General features: G+C 66.6%; 19 protein-coding genes and 1 pseudogene. 6 read left to right on the forward strand and 14 right to left on the reverse strand.

From position 1 onward, the window contains the following. Positions 1-8: 8 nt before the first annotated feature. Together LK542_RS06710 and LK542_RS06715 are read left to right on the forward strand one after the other, a co-directional pair. The gene (locus tag LK542_RS06710) at positions 9-1649 is read left to right on the forward strand and encodes a SulP family inorganic anion transporter (RefSeq protein ID WP_227811288.1); all 1641 of its coding nucleotides are present in this window, start codon (positions 9-11) and stop codon (positions 1647-1649) included. Between the two features lie 62 nt (positions 1650-1711). Then, positions 1712-1882, forward strand: a complete 171-nt coding sequence (locus tag LK542_RS06715; RefSeq protein ID WP_227811289.1) for a hypothetical protein — start codon at positions 1712-1714, stop codon at positions 1880-1882. A 102-nt stretch (positions 1883-1984) separates the two neighbouring features. Here the strand turns inward: LK542_RS06715 and LK542_RS06720 are convergent, their stop codons facing one another. Continuing rightward, complete coding sequence (locus LK542_RS06720) at positions 1985-2617, reverse strand: 1-acyl-sn-glycerol-3-phosphate acyltransferase (RefSeq protein WP_227811290.1); 633 nt, start codon at positions 2615-2617, stop codon at positions 1985-1987. 168 nt (positions 2618-2785) lie between these two features. On the opposite strand from LK542_RS06720, the pseudogene arsC reads away from it, so the two are divergent. Then, positions 2786-3130, forward strand: a pseudogene (gene arsC / locus LK542_RS06725) (arsenate reductase (glutaredoxin)); the annotation flags it as partial. Positions 3131-3223: 93 nt separating this feature from the next. Here arsC and LK542_RS06730 read toward each other — a convergent pair. From LK542_RS06730 to LK542_RS06740, 3 genes are all read right to left on the reverse strand, one after another. Then, positions 3224-4450 (reverse strand): right-handed parallel beta-helix repeat-containing protein, encoded by a 1227-nt coding sequence (locus LK542_RS06730; RefSeq protein WP_227811291.1) that lies wholly within the window; start codon positions 4448-4450, stop codon positions 3224-3226. A gap of 118 nt (positions 4451-4568) precedes the next feature. Continuing rightward, entirely contained in the window at positions 4569-5006 is a 438-nt protein-coding gene (locus tag LK542_RS06735; protein WP_227811292.1) for a thioesterase family protein, read from the reverse strand. Positions 5007-5082: 76 nt separating this feature from the next. Further along, a complete protein-coding gene (locus LK542_RS06740) occupies positions 5083-5934 on the reverse strand; it encodes an endonuclease/exonuclease/phosphatase family protein (protein WP_227811293.1) in 852 nt (283 codons plus the stop codon). A gap of 100 nt (positions 5935-6034) precedes the next feature. Between LK542_RS06740 and LK542_RS06745 the strand changes: the two genes are divergently transcribed. Next, entirely contained in the window at positions 6035-6370 is a 336-nt protein-coding gene (locus LK542_RS06745; protein WP_227811294.1) for a hypothetical protein, read from the forward strand. A gap of 4 nt (positions 6371-6374) precedes the next feature. On the opposite strand, the gene LK542_RS06750 is transcribed toward LK542_RS06745, so the two are convergent. The 6 genes from LK542_RS06750 to LK542_RS06775 form a co-directional block, all read right to left on the reverse strand. Beyond that, on the reverse strand, positions 6375-6773 hold the full coding sequence (locus tag LK542_RS06750; RefSeq protein ID WP_227801147.1) for a DUF4019 domain-containing protein: 399 nt from the start codon (positions 6771-6773) through the stop codon (positions 6375-6377). Positions 6774-6914: 141 nt separating this feature from the next. Continuing rightward, complete coding sequence (locus LK542_RS06755; RefSeq protein WP_227811295.1) at positions 6915-7628, reverse strand: hypothetical protein; 714 nt, start codon at positions 7626-7628, stop codon at positions 6915-6917. 1 nt (position 7629) lies between these two features. Further along, positions 7630-10275 (reverse strand): aminopeptidase N, encoded by a 2646-nt coding sequence (pepN, locus tag LK542_RS06760; RefSeq protein ID WP_227811296.1) that lies wholly within the window; start codon positions 10273-10275, stop codon positions 7630-7632. Between the two features lie 201 nt (positions 10276-10476). Then, complete coding sequence (locus LK542_RS06765; protein ID WP_227811297.1) at positions 10477-11532, reverse strand: alkene reductase; 1056 nt, start codon at positions 11530-11532, stop codon at positions 10477-10479. 11 nt (positions 11533-11543) lie between these two features. Beyond that, positions 11544-11840: a helix-turn-helix transcriptional regulator gene (locus tag LK542_RS06770; protein WP_227801043.1), complete on the reverse strand. Its 297-nt coding sequence runs from the start codon at positions 11838-11840 to the stop codon at positions 11544-11546. A gap of 123 nt (positions 11841-11963) precedes the next feature. Continuing rightward, positions 11964-12935: a succinylglutamate desuccinylase/aspartoacylase family protein gene (locus tag LK542_RS06775; RefSeq protein ID WP_227811298.1), complete on the reverse strand. Its 972-nt coding sequence runs from the start codon at positions 12933-12935 to the stop codon at positions 11964-11966. Between the two features lie 77 nt (positions 12936-13012). Between LK542_RS06775 and LK542_RS06780 the strand changes: the two genes are divergently transcribed. Beyond that, positions 13013-14182, forward strand: a complete 1170-nt coding sequence (locus tag LK542_RS06780; protein ID WP_227811299.1) for an acyltransferase — start codon at positions 13013-13015, stop codon at positions 14180-14182. Here LK542_RS06780 and LK542_RS06785 read toward each other — a convergent pair. The 3 genes from LK542_RS06785 to LK542_RS06795 are packed head-to-tail and all read right to left on the reverse strand — an operon-like array spanning position 14163 to position 16218. Next, positions 14163-14636, reverse strand: a complete 474-nt coding sequence (locus LK542_RS06785) for a hypothetical protein (protein ID WP_227811300.1) — start codon at positions 14634-14636, stop codon at positions 14163-14165. The genes LK542_RS06780 and LK542_RS06785 overlap by 20 nt on opposite strands. Before the next feature lie 51 nt (positions 14637-14687). Then, positions 14688-15566 carry a pirin family protein gene (locus LK542_RS06790; RefSeq protein ID WP_227811301.1) on the reverse strand — a complete coding sequence of 293 codons (879 nt, stop codon included), beginning with the start codon at positions 15564-15566 and terminating at the stop codon, positions 14688-14690. 55 nt (positions 15567-15621) lie between these two features. Beyond that, the gene (locus LK542_RS06795) at positions 15622-16218 is read right to left on the reverse strand and encodes an FMN-dependent NADH-azoreductase (protein WP_227811302.1); all 597 of its coding nucleotides are present in this window, start codon (positions 16216-16218) and stop codon (positions 15622-15624) included. A 105-nt stretch (positions 16219-16323) separates the two neighbouring features. Between LK542_RS06795 and LK542_RS06800 the strand changes: the two genes are divergently transcribed. Next, positions 16324-17307 (forward strand): LysR family transcriptional regulator, encoded by a 984-nt coding sequence (locus tag LK542_RS06800; RefSeq protein WP_227811303.1) that lies wholly within the window; start codon positions 16324-16326, stop codon positions 17305-17307. Here LK542_RS06800 and asd read toward each other — a convergent pair. Continuing rightward, positions 17240-18055 (reverse strand): archaetidylserine decarboxylase, encoded by an 816-nt coding sequence (gene asd, locus LK542_RS06805; protein WP_227811304.1) that lies wholly within the window; start codon positions 18053-18055, stop codon positions 17240-17242. The genes LK542_RS06800 and asd overlap by 68 nt on opposite strands. Between the last annotated feature and the right edge of the window lie 35 nt (positions 18056-18090).

The following is an 18090-nucleotide window of genomic DNA, read 5'->3' on the forward strand; positions in this document are numbered from 1 at the left end:
ATACTCTTATGCTCCAGTGGATGCGGCACTACCGGCGTAGCATGCTGCCGGGCGACATCAGCGCCGGCATCGTGGTGGCGATGATGATGATCCCGCAGGGCATGGCCTACGCCCTGGTGGCCGGGCTGCCGCCGGTGGTCGGGATCTACGCCAGCATCGTGCCGCCGGTCCTGTACGCCTTGTTCGGCACCAGCAGCACCCAGTCGGTGGGGCCGATGGCGATCATCTCCCTCATGACGGCATCCATCCTGACGCCGCTGGCCGCCCCTGGCAGCGCCCTGTATGGCGTGCTGGCCGCGCAGCTGGCCCTGCTCTCGGGCGCGGTGCTGCTTGCCTGCGGCCTGCTACGCATCGGCTTTCTCGCCAACTTTTTCTCGCGTCCCGTGATGAGCGGCTTCACCATCGGTTCGGCGCTCCTGATCGCCTGGGGCCAGCTGCCGGCCCTGCTGGGCGCGGCGCCGCCGCAGCTGCATGCTGCCAGCGCGGCCCTGGGCCTGGGCGCGCTGGCGCTGCTGGTGTGGGCGCGCAGGTTTCTAGCGGGCGCCCTGCAGCGGCTCGGCATGGCGCCGGTCGCGGCCGACATCGGAGCGAAGCTGGCGCCCATGCTGGTCGTGGTCGGCGCCACCGCCCTGGTGGCGGGGCTCGGGCTCGACCGGCTGGGCGTGGCCACCACCGGGGCGGTCCCGGCCGGCTTGCCGGGACTGAACCTGGCCACCTCCGCCACGCACTGGCAGGCGCTGCTGCAGCCGGCACTCCTGGTCGGCTTCATGGTCTTCCTGATCAGCATGTCCGGCGCCCAGACCCTCGCCCTCAAGCGCGGCGAAAAGCTGGGCAGCAACCGCGAACTGGTGGGACTGGGCGTGGCCAATATCGGCAGCGCCCTGAGCGGCGGCTTCCCGGTGACCGGCAGCATCTCGCGTTCGGCCGTGAATTTCGCGACCGGCGCCAATTCGCAGCTGGCGAGCCTGATCACGGCGGCGCTGCTTGCGGCGGCCCTGGTCGCGCCCACCGGCTGGCTGGCGCTGCTGCCGCTGCCGGTGCTGGCGGCCACCATCATCGTCGCGGTGCTGGGCATGCTCGACCTGTCGACCCTGCGCACCGCCTGGCATTACGACCGCGCCGACGCCGCGGCCTTGCTGGCGACCGCGTGCGGGGTGCTGGTGCTGGGTGTGGAAGCGGGCGTGGTGGTGGGCGTGGCGCTGTCGATGGGAGCGCTGATCTGGCGCGCCAGCCGTCCGCACATTGCGGTGCTGGGACGCATCGCCGGCACCGAGCACTTCCGCAACGTGGATCGCTATTCCACAGAGACCGCACCGGGCCTGCTCCTGCTGCGCGTGGACGCCGGCCTGTTCTTCGGGAACGTCGAGGCGGTCAACGAACGCATCGAGGACGAGCTGGCCGCGCAGCCGGACACGCGCCACCTGGTGCTGGTGCTGTCGGCGGTGAATGCGATCGACACCTCGGCCCTGTTCGGGCTGGAGGAACTGAACACCTCGCTGCGCCAGCGCGGCGTCTTGCTGCACCTTGCCGAAGTCAAGGGGCCGGTGATGGACCGGCTGCGCCACAGCACGCTGCTGCAAGCGCTGAATGGCCGTCTGTTCCTGAGTGCGGCGATGGCCTGGGATGAACTGGCCGCCGACAAGGCTTAACCTTGCCCTAATAAACCGCTGCCAGACTGGCAAGATCCAAAACAACGATCTCTGGAGACACGATGCGCTACCACCTGCCGACCCTGGCGTTCTTCGCCGCTGCCGCCATCCTGTATTACTTCGGTCTGCGCGAGGACGCGGGGCTGATGCTCCTGGCGGGTGGTGTGGCGGAACTCCTGGCCTGGAAGCGCCTGTTCAAAAGGCGCGACGCTGTTCAGGCGCCAGGGCGTTAACCCTGATCACCTGCGCTTCCGGATCGTGCGGCGGCCGGAAGGAGGGCGGTGAGGCGAGTTCCGAGCCGGGTGGCCGCGCTTGACCACCCGGTGCATCGGCGCTCAGGCGCGGCGGCGCTGGGGTTCCGACGGGTCGCGCGGCGGCGCCAGTTTGATGGGCGCGGCCTGGTCCGGGTAGCGGCCCTGGCGGCCTGCGTAGACGGCGGCGATGGCCGCCATGTCCTTCTCGGTGTCGCCCGTCAGGGTCAGGGTGTCGGTCACGCTGAGCACCTTGGTGCCGTAGTCGATGTAGACCAGCAGCAGCGGCACGTTCGCGGTGGTGGCAAGGTGGTAGAAACCGCTTTTCCAGTGCGGACGGTAGCTGCGCGTACCTTCCGGCGTGATCGCGATCCAGCACCACGGGGCGGCCAGCATGTCTTCGGCCAGCTTGCGCGTCGCGCCCATCGAGGCCCGGCGGTCGACGGCGATACCGCCCCAGTAGCGCATGATCGTGCCCATCACGCCGCGGAACAGCGAATCCTTGGCCAGCCAGCGGAACTTCAGGCCGACCGCCCACTTGGCGAACAGGCCGACCAGGAAATCCCAGTTCGAGGTGTGCGGGTAAACCACGGCAATCCCGTGCGGCCCCGGCAGGGGTTTGTAATGCACGTTCCAGCCGGCCAGGTTGAGCAGGCGGAGCGCGGTGCGCTGGCCCCGGGTGGGAAGTGCTGCGGGCCGCAGCAGGTACTCGCTCATCGGTTCTCTTTCAAAGTGTTTTCCCGCCAGCATTTGTTGCCAACGGAAAAATAAGCGACGAATTCTATAGCGAGCCCGAGCGAGGAACAAGCAAAAAAGCTGGTGTCAGTGATGTGCTGTGGTTATGATGCCGCTAGTTTTTCGGCAATATTGATGAGAATTTAACAGATGGATATCACGATTTACCATAACCCGCGCTGCGGGACCTCGCGCAATACCCTGGTCGCCATCCGCGAGGCCGGCCATGAACCGCAGGTGATCGACTACCTGACGACGCCGCCGACGCGTGAACGCCTGCGCGAGATGATCGCTGCCGCCGGCCTGACGGTGCGCGATGCCGTGCGCAGTAAAGAAGCCCTGTTTGGGGAACTCGGGCTGGATGGCCCCGGCGTCGGCGACGAGGCTCTGCTCGACGCGATGCTCGCGCATCCGGTCCTGATCAACCGGCCGTTTGTGGTCACGCCGAAGGGCGTACGCCTGTGCCGACCGTTCGAGCTGGTGCGCGAGATCCTCTAAGAACGCATGGTAGTTCCCCACGGTTCTTGCTTCTTGCCGTGGGAGGTGCCAGACGCATTGAGTAGTAGCGGCCTACTGGGGCGGCCAATTCTATTGGGCCGCCGGCGAGGGCACGCCCGCCGGTTCCGCCTCGGTATAGGGCACGGCGCCGATGTCGATCTGGCGGCGCGGCCGCAGGGCCACGGCGTCGCCGGCGTCCGGCGCCAGGCCCTTGCCGATGGCGGGCGAGCCCGGCTGGAGCCGGAAGTCCGGCGTGGGCAGCGAGCGGCTGTAGTCGGCGAACAGCGGGGCCGCGGTGACGGTGCCGGAGTGCTGGCGGCCGGCCGACAGTCTCCAGTCGCCGCCCGAATTCTGGAACACCAGGTTGTTGCGGTAGCTGATGTTGGCGCCGGTCGCTCCCTGTTCGAGGATGCCGTGGCCGTTGTCGTAGACAATGTTGTTCGCGGTGTGGGTGTGGTCGTTCGGCCCCTTGCTGTGATAGAAGTCGCCGCCCCCGACCACGATGCCGGTGCCGCAGCCGACCACCGTGTTGCCGCGGATCGTGACGTTGCTGGCGTCGTGCCACAAGTGGATGCCGGCGCCGGACGCGCGGTAGATGATGTTGTCGCGCACGGTGGCCGTGGTGCTGACGTAGATGCCGTGCATGTAGCGGCACTCGGGCGGGCCGATGTCGTGCACGTGGTTGCCGACCACTTCGGCGTCGTTGCCCTTGTAGTAGCTGTCGATGCCGATGCCGGCCCCGCCCTTGGCTTCGCAGGGCACGTCGTTGCCGATGTGGTGGATGTGGTTGTGGTGGATGCCGTTGTGCGAGCCGCCGTTGTAGATGCCGCTCAGCCACTTCATGCCGCTCTGGTACTGGCCGCCGTCGATCTCGAAGCCGATGATGTCGAGGTAGTTGGCGCGGTTGTCCCAGGCCGCCGGCTGGCGCGAATCGAGTGGCGGCACCAGCCGCGCGCCGCCGCGTTCGGTGGACTCGAACACGATGCGCGCTTCCGCGGTGCCGTGGGTGTTGGTGCGCACACCGCCGAAATAGGTGCCGGGCGCGACATGCACCGTGGTGCCGGGCGTGACCGCCTGGGCGGCGCGCGTGAGCGTGCGGAAGGGCTCGTCGCGGGTGCCGGGATTGCTGTCCGAGCCGGACGGCGACACGTACAGGTGGGTGCGCACCAGTTCGGGAATCACGAGGTCTTCCTGACCCGTTTCGCGCAGGCGGCAGCCGGACAGCAGGGTGAGCGCGATGAGCGCGGCCAGCGCTGCGATCAGGGCGGTGAGGGAGGACGGCTTGGCGAACTGGGCGGTGGACAGGTAATGGCGCATCTTTCCCTCGTGGCAGCGGACGTGACCTGGCCAGTGTCGCCCGTCACAAGCGGAAAGGGGGCCGGTTGCCTCAATGTCTTCCTTGAGCACACTCAATGCGTGGTGCGCGTCAAGCTGCCTACACCGTCGGCGCCACCGCCGGCATGTAGGTATCGATGAACTCGGCCGGCATGCGGCGCGGCCGGCCGCTGCTGATCTCGATGCAGACCAGGTCCCAGCGTCCGCGCAGCACCGTCGCGCCGTCGCTGTCGCGCACCAGCTGGAAGCGCCGCTCCATCGCCAGCTTGCCGTCGCCTGCCACCAGCCAGGTGGCCAGGCGCAGGCGCTCGCCCAGCAGGGTCGGCAGCAGGTAATCGTATTCGCCGCGCCGGATCGCCATTGCGCGGTCCAGGCGCCGGTAATCGTCCAGCGTGAGGCCGAGCTGCTCCGAATGGGCCCAGCCGGCCTGTTCGCACCAGCGCACGTAGACGGCATTGTTCGTATGGTTCAGGCCGTCGATGTCGCCGGCTTCCGGCGTGACGGGCAGGATGAAGGGTTGCGGGTAATCCCAGTCCAATGTGGCCTCTTGAAACAGTGCGCGGCACGCGGCCGCCAAAGCGCCATTGTACGGCCTGCCCGGGCGCGCCGCCCCTTCAGCCCCAGTCGAGTTCCACCAGCAGGGCCTGGTGGTCGGAACCCTGTTCGCTCGCGTCCACCCGCACGCGCCGCACGCGCCCGGCCAGGTCGGCGCTGGCGAACACGTAGTCGAAGGTGAAGGGCGCACCGGCGCCGGGGCTGGCATCGTGCAGGCCCACCGTGGGCGCGTGGCGCCGGCCCGGCTGCACCAGCTGCCAGCAGTCGCGCCAGGGCTGCACGCCGTCGCCGAAGGGGGCCAGCAAGCGCTGGTGTTCGGGCGAGCCGGGCAGCATGTTGAAGTCGCCCGCCAGCAGGGCCGGCATGGCGCGCGGCGGCACGGCGAACGGGCCGCGGCCGGGCGCGGGCGGGTTGGCGGCGTGCAGGCTCGCCTCGCGGTGCAGTTCGCGCAGGCGCTCGACCTGGGCCATGCGCTGGCGCTGCGAGAAATACTCGAGGTGCACGGCATGCACGCGCAGGGGGCCGCCGGGCGCCGCCACCGTCAGTTCGAGCGTGCTGCGCGGCATGCTCATCACCTCGGGCGCGGACGGCCAGGGCAGGGAATGGCGGAACACCTGCAACACAGGGTGGCGCGCGAACACCATCATGCCGAAACGGCGACGCGCGCCTGGCCGGTCGCCTGGCTCGGCGGTGTCGCAGGCGAGGGCAGTAAAGCCGGTGTAGCCGGGCAGGCGTTCGCGCAGCATGGCGAACTGGTCTTCGCCAGCGGGGGTATAGCCGCTTGAAACTTCTTGAACACAAAGCATGTCAAAACTGCAAAAGCGGTCGAGGCATGCGATGATACGGTCGAGGTCGGTCTTGCCGTCCGGGCTGCGGCCGGACTGGATGTTCCAGGTGACGAGCTTGAACATGAAGGGTCCTTTCAGTGGACCCACAGGCTAGCCTGCGGGCCCGGGAGGACGTTTGAACAAGGTCAGGCGTGCGGGGAAGCGGCGCCAGTGAGGAAGCTGAATGTTTACGATGATCCTGCTGCTCTACCTGCAGCAGCACGGCGATGTGATGCTCGAGAGTACGAGCTTGCGCGGAACATACAAGACGAAGAAAGCCTGCGAGGCGGCCGCGGTGCGGGCGCGCGGGCCCTTGCCGACGCCGCAGGGCTATGCCGCGGCTTGGCACGACGCGCTCTGCATCCCGGTCAACCGCGGCGTGATCGTCAACGAGGGCAAGCCGGTCGACCTGGGCAAGCTGCTGCAGGGGCGCCCGCCGGTCGTGTGCGAAGGCACCGGCGCCTGGCGCCGGGTGGTGGAGCTGTGCGCGCCGACGGCCAAGGGCCCGGGGCCGCGCTAGGCGCTCAGTCCGAGGCGACGGTGTAGCCGGTCACGCGCCACTTGCCATCCTGGTCGAGCACGGTGGTGACGTTCTCGCGCACCTGCTTGTCCTTCTCGAATTGCGAGTCGAACTCGAACTTGACCCGCTTGCCGCCCGCTTCGGGCGCCGTGGTCACGAGTTTTCGTGCGCGCAGCTGGCCGAGCGGCAGGTGGACGGCGCTGAGCAGCATGTTCCAGGCGAACTTCGGGGTTTTGGCCCGCACCTCGTTCGCGCTTGCCTCGTAGGCGGCCGCATAGTTTTCGGCGTCCACCAGTTTCAGCCACTCCTGCGCCGCGCCGTGGGCGGCCGTGATGACCCGGCCCTCCTGGGCGTGGGCCGGGGCGGCGGACAGGCAGCAGACCGCGAGCACGGCGGCGATCATCGTTTTCACATCCATCTCCTTGTTCGTTGATGGCGGCATCTTAGCGTGCCGCGCCCCTGGCGAAAAAGGGGGCGCCGATGGAATGACGAAAACGAGGGGTCGCCGGCAGAAAACAAGGAATGGGCGCGCAGGCCGACAGTATCAGTCGCGCTTCCATTGGGCGTGGCTCGGGCACTGGATTTCACCGGCTCGCCCGCCGCCGCCCTGCACGTCGAACAGCACCTCGCCGCCGCCGACGGCGCCGCCGATCTTCGGCCCGACGCTGCCGCCGGTGCGGCACATGGTTCTTCCATTGCGGCGGAAGCGGTAGATGACCTGTCCGTCGGGCGCAGTATAGGTCTCGCTGCTCACTCCCATGCCCCGGTCGATGTGGGCGGCTTCCAGCGCGCTGCGAAAGCGTGCCCAGGGCGTGTCGGCGACTTCGGGTACGCCTGATTTACCTTTCCTGAGCTCGCGGTCGATCGCACGGGCGTCGCGTTTGGCGCGGCCAACCATGGCATCGAGCGCCGGTTCCGCCGCTGGCGCCGGCTCGCTGATGGCGAAGGGATCGGCGCTTGGTGCCGGTGCATCGACTGCCGGCGTGATCGGCTCGGGCTCGCTGATTGCAGCCCTCGGGGCGTTGCGCGTACCGGGTGCAACGGGCGTGGCGGTGCGGAGTGGGGGAGGCTTGGGACGTACTTCCGCTTGCCGCGGCGCGGGAGGCAGCACGGGAAGCAGTTCGAACACGCGCTCCCCCTGCAGGTCCCGGGCCGGCGGATGCGCAAGCCGCCAGCTCCAGGCCAGCAGCAGGTGAACGCCCAGCGTGGCCAGCAAAGGCCAGCCGGGCGTGCGGCGTGGGTAAGCCGCGTAGGTCAAATCACGACTTCGGTGCGGTCAATGCCTTCTTGATCGCCACGCAGCGCTGGTCTTCCTGCAGCGTGTCGAGCAGCGAGCGGCGGGTGCCGGCCGACAGCTCCTTCATGCTGTCGGCGGCGCGCTGCAGGCGCTGGACGCTCTGCGGCGTGCAGCTGGCCGGGATCATGGTGTTGGCATAGCTGCGCATGAACACCGGACCGGCCACCTTGTCGATCGCCGGCAGCTTCGCCAGGCGGTCATTGGCAGTCTGCTCGGCCAGCTTGTGCTGCTCGACCGGGTACATGGCGCCCATCGCCGTGCGCACGCGCGAGAACGGCAGCTTGGTCTTCAGGTCCTCCACGGTGGCCAGCCACTCGCCCTTGACCTTCGGATCCGGACGCACCACGGTGGCCGCGATGGCAGCGCCCTGGCCGGTGTCCGACTTGTCGCGCGCCTGCTCGGCTTCCACCAGCGCAGCCGCGCCCTGGTAATTGAAGCGGTTCAGGCGGTTGATGATGGCCCAGCGCTGGTCCTGGCTGATGTTCAGGCCTTCGGCGCCTTTACCCTCCAGCATGCCTGCCAGGCGCGCCAGTGCTTCCGGGCTGCTCGCCACGCTCATGTAGGCGCCGAACCAGCGGCGCTGGAAGTTGTCGTTGCCCTTGTAGGCGACCACGCCTTGCCAGGTCATGTCTTCCAGCGCCTTGGTGGTCTGGCGGCTGTAGGCATTGTTTAGGCCCATCGCATCGAGGTAGTACTTGGAGAACGTCACCTTGCCCAGCACGTCGCCCAGCAGGGTGTAATCCTTCTCCTGCGGCGCATTGGCGAGGGCGACCTGGATGAATTCGTTGAGCGGCAGCTTGGCGTCGCGCACGCCGTCCCACAGCGCCTGCCACAGCATGGCGCGCAGCAGCGGGTCGTCCACGCCGCCGAGGGTGGTACGGGCGGTGTCGAAACTGCGCTTGTCGAGGTTGACCTTCACGAAGCCCCAGTCCTGGTAGTTCGGATAGACCAAGTCCGGGCAGGCTGCGCCGACCATGCCTGGAACGGCGGTTTTGGCGCCCGAGTAGGTCACCGGTACGTTCTTGGCTAGTACCAGCTTGCCGTTCTCGAGCTTGAAGGCGCCGACCTGCACGCGCTGCTCGCGCAGGGTCGGCAGGGCCTTGCTCGGCGCGGTCTGCGCCAGCGAGAAGTCCTTGATCTTGCCGTTGGAGCAGCTGTAGCTGGCGGTGATGGTGTTCACGCCGGCCTGGTACAGCCAGTCCTGGGTCCATTTGCTCAGGTCGCGGCCGGCCGCTTCGCCGAGGCTGCCGATGAAGTCTTCCAGCTTCGCGTTCTGCCACGAGTACTTGACCAGGTAGTTGTGCACGCCCTTGCGGAACACTTCTTCGCCCAGCATGTGGCGCAGCTGCTTCAGGGTCGAGGCGCCCTTCGAGTAGGTAATGGCGTCGATGTTGTCGAAGGCGTTGGCCGAGGAGGGCACCGGCACTTCGATCGGGTGCGTCGACACCTTCTGGTCCATGTTGTACGCACCCTGCTTGTCTTCCTGGTAGAAGGCCTGCCAGGCGTCCTTGAACTCGGTCGATTCGGCCGTGGCCAGGGTCGCCATGAAGGACGCGAAGCTCTCGTTCAGCCACAGGCCGTTCCACCACTTCATGGTGACCAGGTCGCCGAACCACTGGTGCGCCATCTCGTGCAGGATGACTTCCGCCAGGCGCGCCTTCTGGGCGGCGGTCATCTCGGCCTTGTACAGGAAGCCGCCTTCGGCAAAGGTGATCGCCGCCGCGTTTTCCATGGCGCCGTACAGGAAGTCCGGCACCAGGAGCTGGTCATACTTCTCGAACTGGTAAGGGATGCCGAAGTAGTTCTCGAAGAAGGTGATGCCGCCCTTGGTGTAGCGGAACCAGTCCGCCGGGGTCACCTGCGCGGCGACGGACTGGCGCGCGAACAGGCGCATCGGGTACTTGCCGCTGTTGTCTTCCCAGACCCTATACGGACCCGCGTGCAGCGAGAAGTTGTAGGGGCTGAGCTTCTTGGTCTTCGGGAAGGTCCAGCGCTTGCCGCCGCTCGCATCCGCGATATTCGATTCGCGGGTGGTGGTGACCACGTGCCAGTCGGCCGGGGCATTGACGGTGACGGTGTAGGTGGCCTTCAGGTCGGGCTGGTCGAACACGGCGAACATCTGGTGCGCGGCGGCCGGCTCGAAGTGCGAGTAGGTATAGACGCGGCCATCGACCGGATCGACCATGCGGTGCAGGCCTTCGCCGTTGGTGCTGTGGGCGCGCTCGTAGCTGATGGTGACGGTGTTGCGGCCCTTGGCGAGGTCTTGCGGGGCCAGCGTGATGAACCAGTTGTTGTAGGCCGGGGTGACCTGCTTGCCGTTGACGGTGACCGATTTCACGGTCGCCTTGTCGAGGTCGATCGTCAGGGCCGAATCGGTGTCCTTGAGGTCGAAGGTGACGGTGGTCGTGCCCGCGAAGTTTTCCTTGCCGGTGAGCGTGAAGTCGAGCACGTAGTCCACGTTCGACACGCGCGCCGAACGGGCCATGGCGTCCGCCTGCGACAGATAGGCGTTCTCGGCGCGTGCCGGAGCTGGGGCGGCGTGCGCGGCGTTGAAGGCAAGGGCGGAAGCGATGGCGATCGCCATCACGCGGGGTGCGAAGTGTTTCACGGGGTCTCCTGGACAGCGCTATCGAGGCGCGTTAAAAATTAATCGCGCAAGAATAGCATGGGAGGGCTGTCATTTACACCACGTGCATATCGGTTTGCAGAGCGTATGTACGGTCTTGTGGTGCAAGGAGATTTTGGTGATTTGCTGAAGAACTTGGGTCCCGGCGAAGGCCGGGACCCAAGTTTGCTGCCTAGCGACTGCTCAAGCGAGAGCAGGGTAGTCAATATACCCCTCCGCCCCCGGCGCATAGAACAGTTCCGGACGCGGCGTGTTCAGCGGTGCGTCCTGCTTGAGGCGCTGCGGCAGGTCGGGGTTGGCGATGAACCACACGCCGAAGGCCACCGCATCCGCTTCGCCCGAGGCGATCAGCTGCTGTGCGCTTTCCTTGGTCAGCTTTTCGTTGGCGATGTAGACGCCGCCGAATTCCTTCTTGAGGTGGGCGCGCAGGCTGTCGTCGCCGATCGCTTCGCGGGCGCAGATGAAGGCGATGCCGCGTTTGCCCAGTTCGCGTGCGACGTAGCCAAAGGTCTCCGCCGGGGTCGAGTCGCCCATGTCATGCGAATCGCGGCGTGGCGCCAGGTGCATGCCAACGCGGTCGGCTCCCCACACCTCGATGCAGGCGTCGGTCACTTCCAGCATCAGGCGGGCGCGGTTTTCGATCGAGCCGCCGTACTGGTCATTGCGCTGGTTGGTGGAGTCCTGCAGGAACTGGTCGAGCAGGTAGCCGTTGGCGCCGTGGACTTCGACGCCGTCGAAGCCGGCCTTCTTGGCGTTCTCGGCGCCCTTGCGATATTCGGCCACGATGCGCGGGATCTCGGACAGCTCCAGCGCGCGCGGGGTGGTGTAGTCGCGCATCGGACGCACCAGGCTCACATGGCCCTTGGCGGCGATTGCCGACGGTGCTTCCGGCAGCTCGCCGTCGAGGAAGACCGGGTCCGAGATGCGGCCCACGTGCCACAGCTGCAGGAAGATGCGGCCGCCGGCCTTGTGCACCGCTTCGGTGACCTTCTTCCAGCCTTCGACCTGTTCATCCGACCAGATGCCCGGGGTGTCGGCATAGCCCACGCCGCGCGGCGTGACGGCGGTGGCTTCCGACAGGATCAGGCCTGCCGACGCGCGCTGCACGTAGTAATCCACCATCAGCGCGTTGGGCACGCGGCCCGCGCCGACGGCGCGTGCGCGGGTGAGCGGCGCCATGATGATACGGTTCGGCAGTTCCAGCGCTCCTACCTTGAGCGGGTCAAACATCGTCGTCATGCGTTCTACTCCTAAAGTCCGTCGTTCAGTTGATCGAGGAAGGCTTGAATAACCTCCTCGTTACGCTGGAAGAAGATGAACTGTCCGACGCGCCGTGTGCTCACCAGCCCCGCCTTGTGCAGGGTCGCCAGGTGGGCCGAGACCGTCGATTGCGACAGGCCGGTGCGCTGGTCGATCAGCTTGCAGCAGACGCCCAGGTCGAGCGGGTGTTCCTGCTCGGCGAAGTGCTGGTGCGGATCCTTCAGCCAGTGCAGGATCTGGCGCCGCACCGGGTTGGCCAGGGCCTTGTGGATCGCGTCGATGTCCATAGAATCTTCCTTGTATCGGGTTCTTTCGATCCGAATATCGCAATTTTACGATATGTCCGGAATCCCTGCTGAGGCCGCTGGAATTTGCGCTTTGCAGGGGCAGGAGGCCGAGACGACGCCGGCTTACTCGCGGCCGAAGGAGGGGTTCGGGCGGGTCAGGTAGTACCATTCCGAATTGGCGCCGGCCTTCGCGTCAGGGAACAGGATGCGGCCGCTGAATTCGGCGGTGACCCTGCTGCCGTCGGCGCGCACGCCGATCTCGTCGCCTTCGTTCACAGGATCGAAACTGGCCCACTGGCGCGAGAAGGCGTCGTCTGCATGCAGCTTGTCGTGCACCACGACCATCGACAGCGCTTCCATCTCCTCGAAAGGCACCGGCTGCGGGTCCGGCGCCTTGATCAGGCCCAGGTGCGCCAGGGTGTTCATGATGGCGCGGTAGGCGACTTCCGGTGCCTCCGGGTCCACGTGCTGGCCGCATTCGAGCGTCAGCGCATAGCCGCCGGTGGTGCGCATGTATTCGGTGGTGCCGACGCCGTAGCGCAGCACGGTTTCCAGTTCATCGGCATTGCGGCTGCGGCGCTTGACGCCGTCGCCGTAGGCCGCCAGCCAGCCATCCACGAAGCGCTTCACGCCCAGGCGGCGTGCCCATGCACGCTCTTTCTCCGCGTGCTTGAAGGGCTGCAGCGGACCGTCGTTGTTCAGCGGCCCGACCATCACGAAAGGCTGGCCGCCGACCGCATTGAAGGAGTGCAGGTCGAGCAGCACGTCATGCTGGGCCAGCAGGGGGCACAGCCAGTTGGCGATGTGGTCCTCGAAGTCCTGCGGGGCGTCCTTCGGGAACAGGTTGCGATTCAGGTTGCGGTCGCCGTTGCGGGTGTTCTGTTCAAAGGCCTTCGGGTTCACCACCGGCACGAAGGTCACGCTGCCGGCCGCGATCTGCAGCTTGCCACTGTCGATGTCCTCCATCACGCGGCGGATGGCGATGGTGCCGCAGACCTCGTTGCCGTGGGTCGCACCCATGATGATGACGCGCGGGCCCTTCGCGAGGCCGGTGTAGTTGACGGATTTGAACTGGTACTTGTTCGGGGAAGTCATTGCGGTGGTGATCCGGGATAGAGATGAGGTGCCGACATTTTATCGGCAAACCTTGGCGTGCGGTGCGGCAGCGTGGCATGATCCGCCATTCCCCAACGACGATGTACGGCATGCCTTCCACCACCACCCGCATCCACGGCCTCGATACGCTGCGCGCGCTCGCCGTCACGCTGGTGGTGCTGCATCACTACGTGCTGTTCGTGAGCGACGCGCCGACCTTCGGCTGGGTGGGAGAGGTCGGCTGGGTCGGCGTCGACCTGTTCTTCGCGTTGTCGGGCTACCTGATCGGTAATCAGATCTTCACGGCGATGAAGAGTCCCGGCGGCTTCTCCCTGAAGCATTTCTACGCGCGGCGCCTGCTGCGCACGCTGCCGAACTACTGGGTGGTGCTGGCCCTCTACTTCCTGTGGCCGGCCTTCCGCGGCGACGATCCGCTGCTGCCGCTGTGGGAGTATGCGAGCTTCATCCAGAACTTCGCGCTGGAGCCGGGCAGCGCGTTTTCCCATAGCTGGTCGCTGGCGATCGAGGAGCAGTTCTATCTGCTGCTGCCCGTCGTCGCGCTGCTCGGCGCGCTGTTCGGCGGCTCGCTGCGGCTGGGCTGGACGGCGATTGCCTTGGTCTTCGTGGCCGGCATGCTAGTCCGGGCCGAGCTATGGCAGGAGATGGCAGGGGAGAACCATAAGCTTTACTTCTATTTCAAGTACATTTATTACTCTAGCTTCTGCAGAGTGGACGAACTGGTGGCGGGCGTCGCCCTGGCGCTGCTGCGCAACCACCATCCCGGCGCGTGGACCCGCCTGACCCGCCACGGTAACCTGATGGGCGGCTTGGGACTGCTCGCCTGCGGGGTGGCGTTCTGGTTCTTCCTCGACGACCGCTACGGCTACGGCATCACCGTATTCGGCTTCCCGCTGATGGCGCTGGGCTTTTCCCTCCTGATCGTGGCGGCGGTGGCGGAGGATTCCGTGCTGCGCCGGCTCAAGGTGCCTGGTGCGGGCGCATTGGCGCTGTGGTCCTACGCGATATACCTGCTGCACAAGCCGCTGTGCGTCATGGCCGCGCAGTGGATGGCGTCCCATGGCTACGGGGCCGAACATCCAATGACCATTGCTGCGCTACTAGCCTTGTCGGTGCTGACCGGCTGGCTGCTGTATAAGCTAGTGGAGACCCCGTTCATGCTGCTGCGCGAGCGCTACGTGCCGAGCAACGCGGCACATCCCGCGCAGCTTACGGCCGCGCCTCGATGACACCGAAGGCCGCGGGCGCGTCCGCGAGGTAGGCAAGGATCGCATTGGCCTGCACGTGGGGCTCATAGCCGGAGGTATCGCGGATCGCCTGGCGCAGGCCAGGCACCGTCTCCACGGTGTGCGGGCTGCGGTAGGCTGCTACGAGCAGTTGCGCCAGGTCGTTCGGCGCGCCCTGGCCGCGGCGCAGGCGTGCCTCGATGATGCCCAGCAGGGTGCGCTGCATGCGCGGGGTCGGGTTCTGGATCTCGCCGAACAGCCCAGGGGTGTTGGCGATCGCCTCGCACATGCGCTGCTCGATCGCGTCGGGTTTCAGGTCCGAGGGAATGTCGAAGTAGGCCTTGTTCCAGCGCGTGCGCGCGTAGGCGTGGCCGGGCGGGAAGGAGTCCGCGGTCTCGAAACCGAGCGCGCGGCTGGCGCGCGAAAGAAGGTCGGCAACGGTGTCGATCAGAGGCATAAAAAAACGGGATGAACTTGCGTCATCCCGTCAGTGTAGCGCATCAGTGCTTCAAGCGAAGCGGCCGGCCCGGAAGTCGTCGAAGGCCTGGTACAGCTCTTCGGTGGTGTTCATCACGAAGGGGCCGTGCTGGGCGATCGGCTCGTTGAGCGGACGGCCGGCGAGCAGGATCAATCTGGTCGCCTCGACCGCCTTGATGCGCACGCCGTCGGCGCCCGCAGCGTTATCCAGCACCGCCATGCGCGTCTTGCCCACGCCCTTGCCCTCGACCACCGCGTCACCGCGGTACACATAGAGGAAGGCGTTGTGACCCTGCGGGATCGGCTGCTCGTAGGTGACGCCGGCCGGGATCGCGATATCGAGGTACAGCGGCTCGGTGTGCGCGCGCTGTACCGCGCCCTTCACGCCCTGCGTTTCGCCCGCGATCACCTGCACCGTCACGCCCTCGTCATTGGTAAAGCGCGGCACTTCCTCGGTCGGGATGTCGCGGTACCAGGGCGCCCCCATCTTGTCCCTGGCCGGCAGGTTGAGCCACAGCTGGAAGCCTTCCATCAGTCCCTCGTCCTGCTCCGGCATCTCGGAGTGGATCACGCCGCGGCCGGCCGTCATCCACTGCACGCCGCCATTGGTCACCAGGCCTTCGTTGCCGGCGCTGTCGCGGTGGCGCATGCGGCCGTTGAGCATATAGGTGACGGTCTCGAAGCCGCGGTGAGGGTGCTCCGGGAAGCCGGCGATGTAATCGCCCGCCTGGTCGCTGCCGAAGGCATCGAGCATCAGGAAGGGATCGAGGCGGCGCTGCAGCGAACCGGTCAGCACGCGGTTGATCTTCACGCCGGCGCCATCCATCACGAACTGGCCCTGGATCAGGCGTTCGACGCCGCGGCTCTTCGCAATAGCTGCGATCGTGTTGGTCACGTTTTGCTCGGTCATGCTGTTCTCCTTTGTGTGTTGGTCGCTTGCCCGCCGCTCCCTGAACGGCGAGATCTTACGCCAGCGCGGCTTCCACCGCTGCGTCGGCTTCCTGCTTGCCCTTGGTCGCTGCATCCGGACCCATGTTCAGGCCCGACGAATAGATGAAGGTGTGGTCGGTCAGGCCCAGGAAGTTCAGCAGCATGCGGATGTGCGGCACTTGCGGGTCGGCGTCCGCCGGATAGATGCCGCCGCGGGCGGTGGCCACGTACACCTTCTTGTTCTTCAGCAGACCTTCCGGGCCGGTCTCGGTATAACGGAAGGTCACGCCGGAACGGGCGATCGCGTCGAACCAGTTCTTCAGCTGCACCGGCATGCCGAAGTTGTACATTGGAGCGCCGATCACGATCACGTCGGCCGCCTGCGCTTCCGCGATCAGGGCGTCGTCCAGGGCCACGCGGGCCGCCTGCTCGGCGCTGCGCTGCTCGGCCGGGGTGAACAGGGCGCCGACGGCGGCGCCGTCCAGCAGCGGGTGCGGCTGGGCGCCGAAGTCGCGGCGCACGACTTTCGCGTCCGGATTGCTCGAGACCAGTTTGCCCACGATGAGGTTGGCAACGCGGCTCGATTCCGAATCGTTGCCACGTACGCTGGAAGTGATCTGCAGGATGTTCATGTCGTGTCCTTTGTGTTGGGAGTGTTGATGGACACACTGTAATGGTTCCAAAATCAATCCGGAAGCCAGTAGAATGGATAACATTATCCTACTGGTGGAACAATCATGGAAGTCGAACCGAATGACCTGCTGCTGTTCGCCCGCATCGTCGAGGCAGGCAGTTTCAGCCGCGCCGCCGAGCGCGTGCAGCTGCCCAAATCGACGGTCTCGCGCCGTATCGCCCTGCTGGAGCAGAAGCTGGGCGAACGCCTGTTGCAGCGGACCACGCGCAAGCTGGTGGTGACGGAATTCGGCGCCAGCTTGCTGGAACACGCGCGCAAGGTGGCAGAAGAAGTGGAGGCGGCCGGCGCCTTGGCCCAGCACCGGCAGGGGGAGCCGAGCGGCAAGCTGCGCATTTCGCTGCCGGGCGACTTCGCCAACCTCGGCCTGCACGAGGTGATTGCACGCTTCATCGACCGTTATCCCGGCGTGTCGCTGGAACTGGACCTGTCGCCGCGCCGGGTCGACCTGATCGCCGAGAATTTCGACATCGCGATCCGCATGGGCGAGCTGCCGGACGATGCGTCGCTCAACGCGCGGCCGATCAACCTCGAGTACTGGGGACTGTACGCGTCGCCCGCCTACCTGGCGCGCCACGGGATTCCCGAGCATCCCGACGATCTGCTCGAACACGACTTGCTGTGCATGCTGAGCCGCTACGGCAGCGCCGCGCCCTGGGTGCTCACCCGCGGCAAGCTGCGCTGGGAGCGGCAAATGCCGGCGCGCCTGACGGCGAATTCGCCCGAGCTGCTGGCTCGGCTGGCGGCGCGCGGCGCCGGCATCGCCGCGAGCGCGCTGACCTTTGCCAGCCCTTATCTGCAAACGGGAGAACTGGTACGGGTACTGCCGGAATGGGAACCGCCGACCACCCAGGGATGGGCGGTGTTCCCGGGACGCCGGCTGATGCCGGCCAAGACCCGGGCCTTCCTGGACCTGATGGAAGAAAAGTGCACGGAAGCGGGCCACCGGCCGCAGGCCGTGCTCAGCGCGGACGGTTCCCCATCGTCTCGCCCAGGCGCACCGGGCGTTCCGGCGCCCACTCCTGGTTGAAGGCGATCGCGCCCTTCTTGAACAGCATGACGACGGTGGAGCCGAGCAGGAAGCGGCCCATTTCTTCGCCTTTTTTCAGCACCACCGGGTGGGACTCGTAACTCCATTCGCAGATGCGTGGCATGCGCGGCGGGTTCACCACGCCATGCCAGGCGGTCGCCATGCTGCCGACGATGGTGGCGCCCACCAGGGTCATCACGAAGGGGCCGTGTTCTTCCGACTCGAACACGCAGACGACGCGCTCGTTGCGGGCGAACAGGCCCGGCACGCCGCGCGCCGTGGTCGGGTTCACCGAGAACAGCTTGCCCGGCACGTAGATCATCCGCGTCAGGCGTCCGTCGCAGGGCATGTGGATGCGGTGGTAGTCCTTGGGGCTCAGGTAGAGGTTGGCGAAGTGGCCGTGCTGGAAGTGCGCCGCCAGCGTCGCGTCGCCGCCCACCAGCTCCGCCGAGGTGAATTTATGGCCCTTGGCCTGGAAGATGTGGTGGTCGTCGATGTCGCCGAACTGGCTGATGGCGCCGTCCACCGGGCACACGAAATCGGCCGCCGCCAGCGGACGCGCGTCAACACGCAGCGGGCGCGTGAAGAATTCGTTGAAGCTGCTGTAGCTGGCGATGTCCGGGTTTGCCGCCTCGTCCATATTGACGCCGTACTTGCCGACGAACCAGCGGATCAGGCGCGTGGTCATGGCGCCGCCCTTGGCGCCGGCGACGCGGCCGGCGAAGTTGGTCAGCGCCGTTTTCGGCATCACATACTGGGGCAGGACTTTTAGACGGGACACTT

The sequence above is a fragment of the Massilia sp. IC2-477 genome (genome assembly GCF_020707265.1).
Classification (GTDB): Bacteria; Pseudomonadota; Gammaproteobacteria; order Burkholderiales; family Burkholderiaceae_D; genus Telluria.

Coding starts and splice junctions, on each gene's coding strand:
- LK542_RS06710 (WP_227811288.1), top strand. CDS start 9: ATGCTCCAGTGGATGCGGCACTACCGGCGTAGCATGCTGCCGGGCGAC.
- LK542_RS06715 (WP_227811289.1), top strand. CDS start 1,712: ATGCGCTACCACCTGCCGACCCTGGCGTTCTTCGCCGCTGCCGCCATC.
- LK542_RS06720 (WP_227811290.1), bottom strand. CDS start 2,617: ATGAGCGAGTACCTGCTGCGGCCCGCAGCACTTCCCACCCGGGGCCAG.
- LK542_RS06730 (WP_227811291.1), bottom strand. CDS start 4,450: ATGCGCCATTACCTGTCCACCGCCCAGTTCGCCAAGCCGTCCTCCCTC.
- LK542_RS06740 (WP_227811293.1), bottom strand. CDS start 5,934: ATGTTCAAGCTCGTCACCTGGAACATCCAGTCCGGCCGCAGCCCGGAC.
- LK542_RS06745 (WP_227811294.1), top strand. CDS start 6,035: ATGTTTACGATGATCCTGCTGCTCTACCTGCAGCAGCACGGCGATGTG.
- LK542_RS06750 (WP_227801147.1), bottom strand. CDS start 6,773: ATGATCGCCGCCGTGCTCGCGGTCTGCTGCCTGTCCGCCGCCCCGGCC.
- LK542_RS06765 (WP_227811297.1), bottom strand. CDS start 11,532: ATGACGACGATGTTTGACCCGCTCAAGGTAGGAGCGCTGGAACTGCCG.
- LK542_RS06770 (WP_227801043.1), bottom strand. CDS start 11,840: ATGGACATCGACGCGATCCACAAGGCCCTGGCCAACCCGGTGCGGCGC.
- LK542_RS06775 (WP_227811298.1), bottom strand. CDS start 12,935: ATGACTTCCCCGAACAAGTACCAGTTCAAATCCGTCAACTACACCGGC.
- LK542_RS06780 (WP_227811299.1), top strand. CDS start 13,013: ATGATCCGCCATTCCCCAACGACGATGTACGGCATGCCTTCCACCACC.
- LK542_RS06785 (WP_227811300.1), bottom strand. CDS start 14,636: ATGCCTCTGATCGACACCGTTGCCGACCTTCTTTCGCGCGCCAGCCGC.
- LK542_RS06790 (WP_227811301.1), bottom strand. CDS start 15,566: ATGACCGAGCAAAACGTGACCAACACGATCGCAGCTATTGCGAAGAGC.
- LK542_RS06795 (WP_227811302.1), bottom strand. CDS start 16,218: ATGAACATCCTGCAGATCACTTCCAGCGTACGTGGCAACGATTCGGAA.
- LK542_RS06800 (WP_227811303.1), top strand. CDS start 16,324: ATGGAAGTCGAACCGAATGACCTGCTGCTGTTCGCCCGCATCGTCGAG.
- asd (WP_227811304.1), bottom strand. CDS start 18,055: ATGCCGAAAACGGCGCTGACCAACTTCGCCGGCCGCGTCGCCGGCGCC.